The organism is Rhodobacteraceae bacterium D3-12, assembly GCA_025916135.1.
Lineage (GTDB): Bacteria > Pseudomonadota > Alphaproteobacteria > Rhodobacterales > Rhodobacteraceae > JAKGBX01.
In genome coordinates, this window is sequence record CP104793.1 from 1,396,522 (window position 1) to 1,408,452 (window position 11,931).

Sequence of the window (11,931 nt, forward strand, 5' to 3'; positions counted from 1 at the left end):
TCTCGGCCAAAGCCTCGTAACCTGAATACTATGCGCCAAGCCTAACCAAATCGCCGCCCCGGGGGCGGGTCGGCGATAGCCCGGCACCTGCGGTGCTGTTCGGGCTGGGCACTCAGCGGCTGTTTCGTCTGTAAATCTGCCGAAGGCCTTCGCTCAGAAATCCACGCTCACACCCGGCAGGTTTAGAGATTTCATAAGGTCGCGAAGCTCTTGGCGGGCGGCAACATTCGAGATGTTGAGCTGCTTGACGCCGATGTCCTTGAGGTCGAGCAGGGTCAGGCCACGGGGGAAAAGTTCGCGGAAGATCACCCGTTCGTTAAAGCCCGGCGCGACACGGAATCCGATGCGCTTGGAGAGCTTTTCCAGTGCGTGCTCCATCTTTTCCTTGTTGACCATACGTTGCGCCCCAAGCCGGTTGCGCAAAACGATCCAGTCGATCGGTTTGAGGCCGGCCTGAGCGCGCAATTGGCGGGCGGACCAGACCATTTCGGAATAGACCGAGGGGCCGAGGATGGTGTCGCCGTCGCTGTCGACATGGGCGAGCAGGTCGAAATCGACGAAGCTGTCGTTCAGCGGCGTGATGAGCGTGTCGGCGAGGCTGTGCGCCACTTGCGACAGGCGGGTGTGCGAGCCGGGGCAGTCGATCAGGATGAAGTCGTTATCCGGGTCGAGCGCAGCCACGGCGGCAGAAAGGCGGTGGTCATAGATATTCTCACCGGGCTTGAGTTGCGATTTATCAATCTCGGGCAGATCATGGTATTCGGCGCCGGGCAGGGACAGGCCGGATTTATCCATGAAACGACGCCGATTTTCGGAGTAACGGCCAAAGGTTTTTTGTCTGAGGTCAAGATCAAGCGCCGAGATCGAATGACCAAGCCGCGCCAAGGCGGTGGCGACATGCATGGAGACAGTGGATTTACCTGCTCCGCCTTTTTCATTTCCCACGACGATAATATGCGCCATTGCCCGTATGCCCCCGAATTTCTGCCGGTTTTTCGCCTGTGAGCCGATTGCGGCCCGATTTTATCGCGATCTGCGCCTGCCTGCGCGATGCGTGAATTGGACACACTATATGTTGTGTCACAGCGTTTGCAAAGCGGAACTGGCGGGTGAAACGCTTAAATCCCAGGCAAGAGTGTTGTGGTGATACTTGTGGGCTTGGCAGGGGCGACGGGGCAAGTTAGGCTTGCCACCAAGCGGTCCGGGGAGTGGCCGCAACAATGGGAGAAACACTTATGAATTTGTGGAAATCCGCCGCAGTTGCGGCGTTGGCCTTTGGGTTTGCGAGCGAAGCTGTCGCGACCGAATGGAATGTTTCGGTCTGGGGCAAGCGCCGGGCCTTTACGGAGCATGTTGAAAAGCTGGCCGAACTGGTGAGCGAAAAGACCAATGGCGAGTTCACGATGAACGTGAGCTATGGTGGTCTGTCCAAGAACCGCGAGAACCTTGACGGGATCTCGATCGGGGCGTTTGAGATGGCGCAGTTTTGTGCCGGATATCACCCGGACAAGAACCGTCTTATCACCGTGCTTGAGCTGCCGTTCCTTGGCGTTGAGAACCTTGCGCAGGAAGTGCATGTAAGCCATGCGGTTTACGCCCATCCCGCGGTTCAGGAAGAGATGGCGCAGTGGAATGCCAAGCTTTTGATGACCTCGCCCATGCCGCAATACAACATTGTCGGCACCGGAGAGCCGCGCGACAAGCTGGCCGATTTTGAAGGCATGCGGGTGCGTGCGACTGGTGGGCTTGGCAAAGCGTTTACCGCTGTTGGCGCTGTGCCGACGTCGGTCACGTCGTCCGAAGCCTATCAGGCGATGGAATCGGGTGTTGTTGACACGGTTGCCTTTGCCCAACACGCGCATTTGTCGTTTGGCACGATCAATCAGGCGACATGGTGGACTGCGAACCTCAACCCCGGCACGGTAAACTGCCCGGTGGTGGTGAACATCGACGCCTATAATGCGCTTTCGGACAAGGAGCGCGCGGCGCTGGACAGCTCGGTTGATGAGGCGATTGCATATTACCTCGAAAATTACGGCAAGCTGCTTGCCAAGTGGGACACCGTTCTTGAGGAGAAAAACGTCAAGAAGGTTATGCTGAGCGAAGAGGAGCTGGCAGCGTTCCGCGCCAAGGCGGCGGACCCGATTTCGGCGGCCTGGATCAAGGATATCGAAGCGCAGGGCCTTCCGGGTCAAGAGCTTTATGACCTTGTGGTTGCGGAGCTGAAAAAAGCCAAAGGCATGTAAACATTGGGAGCGGGCGCGGGGAAACCTGCGCCCGTTTGCCGTCATCACGAGGGCCGCGCCGGTAGGGGATGCGGCCCCGCATGGCACCTGTGACCCAACAGGTGAAGGGGAAGTGACATGGCCGGATCCGCCGCAGTTTTAGAAGACAGCAGCCTTTTGAGCAGGCTAGATCGTGCGCTTTTACCGGTTGAGCGATTTTGTGCGCTGCTCAGCGGGTTGGCGATTTTCTCGCTGATGTTTTTGGCCGCCTATTCGGTGATTGGACGCAAGTTCTTTGGCTCGCCGTTGCTGGGGTATATTGATTATATCGAAGCGGCGATGCCGATCATTGCAATCATGGGCATTTCCTTTGTTCAGCGCGATGGCACGCATGTGCGGATGGATATGCTTGTTGGGGCGCTCAAGGGGCGGATGCTCTGGTTGTTCGAGTTGGTCTCGGTGGTTTTGATCCTGCTGTTGATCCTCGCGTTGACGTGGGGCGCGTGGGAACATTTTCTGCGCTCGTTTGACTGCGCGCGTCCGCTGTGCAGCCGGGACAGTTCGATTGATATCGGTTTGCCGACCTGGCCGTCCAAGCTGGTTGTGCCGATTGCCTTTGTGGTGCTTGTTTTGCGGCTGTTGATACAGATCGCAGGCTATGGGCGGGCGCTTTTCCTTGGGTTGGAGAACCCGGTTGCCGTGCCATTGACCATGAGCGCGGCCGAGCAGGCCATGCATGAGGCCGAAATTCTGGAAGGGCATGATTGATGGAACCGATTGAAATCGGCCTTTGGGTCAGCGCGGGCATGTTGGTTCTGGTGCTGGCCGGTATGCGGGTGGCATTTGCGGCGGCTCTGGCGGGGCTTGTGGGGCTTATCCTGATCTTCTGGGCCAAGCGGAATTTTGGGGTTGAGCATCTTGGCTGGGCGCTGACTGTGGCGATCAAGACCGCGGGGCAGGTGCCGCATTCCAAAGTGTCGGCACAGGTATTAAGCCTGATCCCGGTGTTTATCCTGATCGGATATCTGGCGTATTACGCGAACCTGACCAAGGCGCTGTTTGAAGCGGCGAAACGCTGGATTGCGTGGGTTCCGGGCGGCTTGGCCGTGTCGACCGTGTTTGCCACGGCGGGGTTCGCGGCGGTGAGCGGGGCCAGTGTGGCGACGGCAGCGGTGTTCGCACGGATTGCCATCCCCGAGATGCTCAAGATCGGGTATAACAAGCAATTCGCCGCCGGGGTTGTGGCGGCGGGGGGCACCTTGGCGAGCCTGATCCCGCCCTCGGCGATCCTTGTGATCTATGCGATTATCGTGGAGCAGGACGTGGGCAAGCTGTTGCTGGCGGGCTTTATTCCCGGTGCGTTTTCGGCGATTGTCTATGCGGCTTTGATCATTGGGATTGCGACGATTTTCAAGAACGTCGGCCCGCCTGTGCGCGGCTTTACCTGGGGCGAGCGGTTTGCCTCGCTTCCGGCGGCGCTGCCCATTGTTGCAGTGGTCGTGATCATCATCTTTTTCGTCTACAACCCGTTTGGTGATGCCTGGGGCACGCCGACCGAGGGGGGCGCCGTGGGGGCGTTTATCGTGTTCTTGATGGCGCTCTATCGTGGGATGCGTTGGGGCGAGTTGAAATCGGCGCTGCTTGAGACTGCGAAGCTGACTGTGATGATTTTTTCGATCATCTGGGGCGTGTTGATTTATGTGCGCTTCCTTGGGTTTGCTGAACTGCCCGAAGCGTTTGCCGATTGGATCACATCGCTTGAGATGTCGCCGATGCTTATTCTGGTCTGCATTCTGTTGGCTTATGCGGTGTTGGGCATGTTCATGGATGCGATTGGCATGCTGCTGTTGACCCTACCCGTGGTTTACCCGGCGGTCATGGCGTTGAACGGCGGTGAGACGGTCAGCGCGGCGGAGAGTGCCTTTGGCATGTCGGGGACGATGTGCGCGATCTGGTTCGGGATATTGGTGGTCAAGATGGCGGAGTTCTGTCTTATCACGCCGCCGATCGGGCTGAATTGTTTCGTGGTGGCCGGGGTGCGCGATGACCTGAGTGTGCAGGACGTGTTCAAGGGCGTGATGCCGTTCTTTGTGGCGGATGCGCTGACCATTGCGGGGCTGGTGGCCTTTCCGCAAATCGTGCTTTGGTTGCCGTCTCTGGCGAGCTGACATTAGGAGAGCGTTGAATGAGCGGGTTTACGTTTAACACGTCGAAATCCATTCGCTTTGGCGCGGGTGCGCTTGGCCAAATCGGCGAGATGACACGCGCGGAGATTGGCGAACGGGTGATGCTTGTGACCGATCCGGGGATGATGAGCACCGGGATTGTCGAGCGGGCGTTGGATGCGTTGGCCGCCGCAGGGGTGCATGTTGAGGTGTTCAGCGATGTGGCGGCGGACCCGCCAGAGGCGGTGATCCTGAGCGCGGTTGAGCGGGCGCAAGACGCAGAAGTTGCGGGCGTGATCGGGCTTGGCGGGGGCTCATCGCTTGATGTTGCCAAGCTGGTGGCGTTGTTGGCGCCGGGGCGCGAAGCGTTGCAGGATGTCTATGGTGTGGGCATGGCCAAGGGGCCGCGGCTGCCGCTGATTTTGGTGCCGACAACTTCCGGGACGGGATCGGAAGTGACGCCGATTTCGATCGTCACGACCGGCACGAACGAGAAAGTGGGCGTGGTGTCGCCCGTTCTATTGCCCGATATTGCCTTGCTTGATCCAGAGCTGACCTATGGGTTGCCGGCGCATATCACGGCGGCGACGGGGATTGACGCGATGGTGCATGCGATCGAGGCGTTTGCTTCGGCCTCGGCCAATAACAACCCGGTGTCAAAGTCGCTGGCCAAGGAGGCGTTGCGTCTGATGGGGGCGGCGATTTTGACGGCGGTTCAGGATGGAAGCAACGCGCAGGCGCGCGGTGATATGTTGCTGGGATCAATGCTGGCCGGGCAGGCGTTTGCCAATTCGCCGGTGGCGGCTGTGCATGCGCTGGCCTATCCGCTGGGCGGGCATTTCCATATCCCACATGGGTTGTCGAATGCGTTGGTCCTGCCTCATGTCTTGAGGTTCAACATCGCGACGGCGCCGCAGCCTTATGCCGAGCTGGCGCCTTATGCGTTTCCCGATCTGGGCAAGCTGGAAGGGCAGGCACGTGCGGCGGCGTTTTGTGACCGGCTGGCGGAATTGTCGGCGGAATGCGGGTTGCAGACCAACCTGAGGGCGATGAATATCCCCGAGGAGATATTGCCGAAACTGGCGCAGGACGCGATGAACCAAACGCGGCTTTTGGTCAACAACCCACGGGAATTGACCGAGGCAGACGCGCTTGCGATTTACCGCGCCGCGTATTGAGGCAGAATACACAAGCACATGAAAGTGAAGGGTGAATTGCGATGACACGGCATGGCGGGCAGCTTCTTGTAGACAGTCTTGTGGCGCTTGGGGCGAGCAAGGCTTTTGGCGTGCCGGGCGAGAGTTATCTTGCGGTGTTGGATGCGTTGCATGACACGCAAGGGCAGCTTGATTTCGTCAATTGCCGCAATGAGGGCGGCGCGGGGTTCATGGCCGCCGCATGGGGCAAGTTGACCGGGACACCGGGGATTTGCTTGGTCACGCGCGGACCCGGTGCGACGAACGCCTCAATAGGGGTGCATACGGCGATGCAGGACAGCGCGCCGATGATCCTGTTTGTGGGGCAGATCGGCACCGACATGCGCGGGCGCGAAGCCTTTCAGGAAGTCGATTACAAGGCCGTCTATGGCACGATGGCGAAATGGGCGGTTGAGATCGACAATATTGATCGCATCCCTGAAATCCTTGCGCGCGCATGGAAAACCGCGCTGAGCGGGCGGCCCGGCCCTGTGGTTGTGGCGCTGCCCGAGGATATGCTGAGCGGTTTGAGTGATAAAGAACCGTTGCGCGGTGCGGCAGAGTATCACGCGCCGGTGCCTGGGCCAGAGGCCATTGCGCGAACGCGCGAAATCTTGGCGCAGGCCAAACGGCCGCTGATCCTTTATGGCGGGTGCAATTGGTCGAAAGAGGGGATGGGCGCGCTTCAGGCTTTTGCCGAAGGCTCCGACATTCCGGTGGTTTCGGTGTTTCGCTATCAGGACCAGTTTGACAATTATTCAACCTGTTTTTGTGGCGAAGCGGGTGTGGGGATGACGCCGGGTGTGCGCGAGTTGATCACCCGCGCGGATGTTATCTTGGCGGTGAACAACCGTTTTGGTGAGAATTCAACAGATGCCTGGACCCTGTTGGATGTGCCGGTGCCAAAGCAGCGGTTGATCCATGTGCATGGGTCTGAGGGCGAACTGGGCAAAGTGTATCAACCGGAGTTGGGCATTCAAAGCGGGCCGGATGCCTTTGCGCAGGCGCTGGCGGCGGAAATAGTCACCGGAGGTTGGGCCGAGTGGCGCCGCGAGGCGCGCGCAACGTGGGAGGCGGGTTTCGAGCTGGATGATTTGCCGAGCCCGGTGGATATGGGCAAGGTCACGGCGCATTTGAATGCGGTTTTGCCGGGGGATGCGATCCTGACCAATGGGGCGGGGAATTTCGCGGTTTGGCCCAATAAGTTTTACAAGTTTGGCCCTGATGCACGGTTATTGGCGCCGCAGTCCGGGGCGATGGGATATGGCGTGCCGGCGGCGATTGCGGCCAAGCTGGCCGAGCCCGAGAAGGTTGTGGTGTGTTTTGCCGGCGACGGCGATTTTCAGATGACCTCGCAAGAGTTGGCGACAGCGGCGCAGGTCGGAGCGCAACCGATCATTTTGATCCTGAATAACGGCGTTTACGGCACGATCCGCGCCCATCAGGAGCGCCATTACCCGGCGCGGGTGAGCGGGACGGATATGAGCGGGAACCCCGACTTTGTCGCGCTGGCACAGGCCTATGGGTTTCATAGCGAGCGCGTTGAAGAGACTGCTGCGTTTGCGGACGCGTTCAAGAGAGCGTTGGCGTCAGACACCGGCGCGGTATTGGACCTTTGCATTTCTGCCGAAGCGGTCACACCGCGCGTGACGCTGAGCCAAATGCGCGCGGCGGCGTTGGAGGCCAAGAAAGCCTAAGCGTCAGTTCTGCGCAATGGAGGTGCAACGGCGATTGCCGAGGTTCTTTAAGGGCGGCCACTGATACTGGGCATTGACCCGGTCGCGGTCGCGGGTCAGAAATCACATGAAAATCCCAAGGCGTTCTTATGTCAAAACCGTTCAGGAAAATTCTGCTTACCGGAGCCGCAGGGCGGCTTGGAACCGAGCTTCGCCGAGGGCTGGCGCCGCTGGCTGATAGCCTTCGCATTGCCGATCGGGTGGCATGTGAAGATGTGCGACCACATGAGGACATGGTGATTTTCGACCTTGCCGATGAGGCGGCGACCATGGCGGCCACAGAAGGGTGTGATGCGATTGTCCACATGGGCGGAGCGCCGACAGAAAAGCCGTGGGAAGAGGTGTTGGACAGCAATATCCGTGGGTCGTACCACATATATGAAGGTGCGCGGAAACACGGGGTGCGGCGGGTGGTTTATGCCTCTTCGGTGCATGCTATTGGCTATTATGGGATTGATGACGCGATTGCCTGCGATGCGCCGCCCCGCCCGGACGGGCTTTACGGGGTGTCAAAGGCGTTTGTTGAGTCGCTGTCCTCGCTCTATTGGGACAAATTCGGGATTGAGAGTGCGTGTATTCGCATATTCTCGTCCTTTCCCGAACCGCGCGACCGGCGAATGCTATGGTCTTGGCTGAGTTTCGATGATCTTAACCGTCTGGTTTCGGCCTGTCTGACGGCGCCGTATCTGGGGCATACGATTACGGTGGGCATGTCAGACAATGCCGTGAAACCGGTGAATTTAGAGAGAGCCGGGCATTTGGGGTTTGTGGCGCAGGATAACACCGAGCCATTTCGTGCGAAGGTTGAGGCGGCCAGTGATGTGGCCGATCCCAGCGACCCGGCCACGCAGCGCATTGGTGGGTATTTCATCAACATGGGTCACCCGAACGACGAAGAGGCGACATGAAGCAGAGCTATGACGTGGTGATCGTAGGCGGGGGCGTGATTGGCTCGGCTGTGGCGTATTATCTGAGCGCCAATGCGGATTTCAACGGCAGCGTGCTGGTGGTTGAGCGCGACCCGACTTATGCGCAGTCTTCGACCGCGCTTTCTGCGGCGTCGATCCGAACGCAGTTTTCCAACGCGATCAACGTGAAGATTTCGCAATACGGGTATGAGGTCATCCGTGATTTCGGCGCGTTGATGGAGGTTGAAGGCGACCGGCCAGAGCTTAATTTTCACGCGGGCGGGTATCTTTATCTGGCGCGTAATGCGGCGCAGGCAGCGATCTTGCGAGAAAATCATGAGGTGCAGCGTGCCTGTGGAGCGGATGTGGTTCTGTGGTCGCGAGATGCGCTTTCGGATGCGTTTCCGCATTTGAATGTGGAGGACATTGAGCTGGCTTCCTACGGGCGCTCGGGCGAGGGGTGGTTTAACAACACCGGTTTGATGGCTGGGTTTCGCAACAAGGCGAGGTCGCTGGGCGCAGAGGTTGTTAAAGACGAAGTTGTCGCGATTACGCGCGACGGTGACAGGGTCACAGGGGTCACGCTTGGCTCGGGCGCTGAGATCAGCGCGGGCACCATCGTAAACGCCGCCGGGCCGCGAGCAGCGCAGGCGGCGCGGTTGGCGGGGTTGGATGTTCCGGTGGAGCCGCGCAAACGCACGATGTTCGTGTTTGATTGCGCCAAGTCGCCCGAAGGCACGGCGCGGGTCAACGAGGGCAGATTGCCCTTGATGATTGATCCGAGCGGGGTGTGGTGTCGCCCTGAAGGTAAATACTTCTTGACCGGAGCACCCCCAATCCCGACCCGGCGGTTGATTGGGACGATTTCGATCCACGCTATGGCGAGTTTGAAGAGGTCGTCTGGCCCGCGCTTGCAGAGCGTTCGCGCGCGTTTGAGGCGATCAAGGTGGTGAACCAATGGGCCGGGCATTATGCGTTTAACACGCTTGATCATAACCTTATCGTCGGGCCGCATACCGAGGTGCGTAATTTCATCTTTGCGAACGGATTTTCCGGGCATGGATTGCAGCAGGGGCCCGCGGCGGGGCGCGGGGTGTCTGAGCTGATCACCTATGGCGGGTTTCGCACGTTTGATCTGAGCGAGGTTGGCTATGAGCGGGTTGCCGAAAACCGGCCGTTTTTAGAGAAGGCGATCATCTGATCCGGTTGTGGTGTTGTGTGACGGATTAGCCCTTGGTTCTTTCGGAGCGAGGGTCATAGAGCGGTTTGAGAGAGGCTTGGGCGGCAACGCGCGTGCCGGCGATTTCAATCTCGTAGGTTGACGACAGCACGCTTGCCGCGTCTTCACCGGCGCAGGGGACATAGCCAAGGCCGATAGAACCGCCGAGCGTGTGGCCATAGTTGCCAGAGGTCAGGTGCCCCACCAGCGCGCCATCACGCAAAATGGGTTCGGCGTGATAGAGCAGCGGTTCGGGGTCGGTGAGGCGGAACTGTAGCATCCGGTTGGCGAGGCCGGTCTCCTTTTTGCGCAACACCGCGTCGCGCCCGATAAAGTCGGGTTTTGCGGTTTTGACGGCAAAGCCGAGGCCTGCTTCGAGAACGTGGTCTTCTTGGGTGATGTCATGGCCGAAATGGCGGAAGCCTTTTTCGATGCGGCAGGAGTCCATAGCGTGCAAGCCGCAGAGTTTGAGGGTCTGCGCTTCGCCCGCCTTGAGCACAGTTTCCAGCACATGGGCGCATTGATCGGACGGGATGTAGAGTTCCCAGCCCAACTCTCCCACATAAGAAACGCGGTGGGCGCGGGCGTGTCCCAGCCCGATTTCAATCTCGCGTGCGGTGCCAAAGGGGTGTGCGGTGTTTGACCAATCCTGCCACGGGGCGACGATCTGTAGTAAAGCGCGTGCGTTGGGGCCCATGATGGCCAGCACCCCTTCGGAGGCGGTTGTGTCGAGGATCGAGACTGCGAAATCGCCGCGGTGGCGCTGCAACCAAGACATGTCACGGACCACGGTTGCGGCGGGGGTGACGACAAGAAAGCGGGTTTCGGAGAGGCGGGTGACGGTTACGTCAGCTTCGATCCCGGCGTTGGCGTTGAGGAACTGGGTATAGACGATTTTGCCGGTGGGCACGGACATGTCTGCGCCGCAGATGTAGTTCAAGAAGGCTTCGGCGTCGCGACCGTCAACGATGATTTTGCCAAAGGACGTCATATCATAGAGCCCGACATTCTCGCGGATCGCGCGGTGTTCTGCGGCGGAGTTGTCGAACCAGTTCTGCCGTTTCCATGAGTAGTCATAGGCGGGCGTTTGGCCGGGGCTTGCGAACCAGTTGGGCCGCTCCCAGCCGGCAGTTTCGCCAAAGACCGCGCCACGGGCGAGGAATTGGTCGTGGAAAGGCGCACGGCGCACGCCCCGCGCCGTGGCTTTTTGCCGGTAGGGGAAGTGATCGGCGTAAAGCAGGCCGAGAGATTCCGTGGCCCGTTCTACGAGGTAGGAGCGGTTGCCCATAAACGGCTGCATCCGGCGGATATCAACGTCAGAGAGATCGAACGGAGGGTAGCCGTGCTCCATCCAATGCGCCAGCGCCATGCCGGCCCCGCCGGAGGATTGAATGCCGACCGAGTTAAACCCGGCGGCGACGAAATAGCCGCGCAGTTCGGGCGCTTCGCCAAGGTGATAAGCGTCATCGGGTGTGAAGCTTTCGGGGCCGTTGAAGAAGGTGTGAATGCCAGTTTTGGCGAGCATCGGCATGCGGTTGACCGCCTGTTCGAGGATTGGTTCGAAATGGTCGAAGTCTTCGGGCAGCTGATCAAAGCAGAAATCGTCGGGGATGCCATGCATACCCCATGGTTTTGCGACCGGTTCGAACGCACCGAGAAGCATTTTTCCGGCGTCTTCCTTGTAATAGGCGCATTCGTCAGGCACGCGCAGGACCGGAAGTTGGCTGAGGTCGGGAATGTTTTCGGTCACGATATAGAAGTGTTCGCAGGCCTGTAGCGGCACGTTGACGCCATTCATGCGACCCAGTTCAGCGGCCCACATGCCCGCGCAATTGACCACATAGTCGGCCTTGATCGTGCCGGTTTCGCCAGTTTCGTCGCGTTGCCATGCCACGCCGGAGACGGCTTTTTGTCCGCTAAGGGTGGTTTCGTGGATTGCGGTGACTTTGACGTGTTCGTGGATCTGCGCGCCGTGCATCCGTGCGCCTTTGGCGAGGGCCAGAGCGATGTTGGCCGGGTCGCCTTGGCCGTCCTTGGGGAGATAGACCGCGCCGGTAAAACCATCTGCATTCAGGTGGGGATAGAGGGCTTCAAGCTCACCTTGGCCGAGGTGTTCGACCTCAACACCAAAGGCGCGTGCCATCGAGGCTTGGCGATAGATTTCTTCGCGGCGTTCTTCGGTCAGGGCGAGAGTGATCGAGCCGTTGCGGCGAAAGCCGGTTTCGACGCCGGTTTCGGCCGCGAGATCGCCGTAGAGTTCCTGCGAATATTTGCTGAGGCGGGTCATATTTTTGGTCGCGCGCAGCTGTGCGATGAGACCGGCGGCGTGCCATGTCGTGCCGCTTGTCAGTTGCTTGCGTTCAAGCAGAACGATGTCTTTCCAACCCAGTTTAGCGAGATGGTAGGCAACCGAGCAGCCCGCTATGCCGCCGCCAATGATTACGGCGCGGGCGTGGGAGGGGATGGGCTTTGGCATGGTTAT

At 59.5% G+C, this 11,931-nt stretch carries 8 protein-coding genes and 1 pseudogene; 7 read left to right on the forward strand and 2 right to left on the reverse strand.

Annotated features, from left to right (window positions below; translation table 11 throughout):
* Positions 1 to 153: 153 nt before the first annotated feature.
* Complete coding sequence (locus N4R57_06910; protein UYV38757.1) at positions 154 to 963, reverse strand: division plane positioning ATPase MipZ; 810 nt, start codon at positions 961 to 963, stop codon at positions 154 to 156.
* A gap of 272 nt (positions 964 to 1,235) precedes the next feature.
* On the opposite strand from N4R57_06910, the gene N4R57_06915 reads away from it, so the two are divergent.
* The 7 genes and pseudogenes from N4R57_06915 to N4R57_06945 all read left to right on the forward strand — a co-directional run bounded on the left by N4R57_06915 (position 1,236) and on the right by N4R57_06945 (position 9,431).
* The gene (locus N4R57_06915) at positions 1,236 to 2,246 is read left to right on the forward strand and encodes a C4-dicarboxylate TRAP transporter substrate-binding protein (protein UYV39527.1); all 1,011 of its coding nucleotides are present in this window, start codon (positions 1,236 to 1,238) and stop codon (positions 2,244 to 2,246) included.
* 117 nt (positions 2,247 to 2,363) lie between these two features.
* A complete protein-coding gene (locus N4R57_06920; GenBank protein ID UYV38758.1) occupies positions 2,364 to 2,993 on the forward strand; it encodes a TRAP transporter small permease in 630 nt (209 codons plus the stop codon).
* Positions 2,993 to 4,393, forward strand: a complete 1,401-nt coding sequence (locus N4R57_06925; protein ID UYV38759.1) for a TRAP transporter large permease — start codon at positions 2,993 to 2,995, stop codon at positions 4,391 to 4,393. Before N4R57_06920 ends, N4R57_06925 begins: the two co-directional genes overlap by 1 nt.
* A 17-nt stretch (positions 4,394 to 4,410) precedes the next feature.
* A complete protein-coding gene (locus N4R57_06930; GenBank protein ID UYV38760.1) occupies positions 4,411 to 5,568 on the forward strand; it encodes an iron-containing alcohol dehydrogenase in 1,158 nt (385 codons plus the stop codon).
* Positions 5,569 to 5,609: 41 nt separating this feature from the next.
* Positions 5,610 to 7,283 carry a thiamine pyrophosphate-binding protein gene (locus N4R57_06935; protein ID UYV38761.1) on the forward strand — a complete coding sequence of 558 codons (1,674 nt, stop codon included), beginning with the start codon at positions 5,610 to 5,612 and terminating at the stop codon, positions 7,281 to 7,283.
* Between the two features lie 128 nt (positions 7,284 to 7,411).
* Entirely contained in the window at positions 7,412 to 8,230 is an 819-nt protein-coding gene (locus tag N4R57_06940) for an NAD(P)-dependent oxidoreductase (protein UYV38762.1), read from the forward strand.
* Positions 8,227 to 9,431 (forward strand): annotated as a pseudogene (locus N4R57_06945) (FAD-binding oxidoreductase). The gene N4R57_06940 and the pseudogene N4R57_06945 overlap by 4 nt, the downstream one beginning before the upstream one ends.
* Positions 9,432 to 9,456: 25 nt before the next feature.
* Here the strand turns inward: N4R57_06945 and N4R57_06950 are convergent.
* Entirely contained in the window at positions 9,457 to 11,925 is a 2,469-nt protein-coding gene (locus N4R57_06950) for an FAD-dependent oxidoreductase (GenBank protein UYV38763.1), read from the reverse strand.
* Between the last annotated feature and the right edge of the window lie 6 nt (positions 11,926 to 11,931).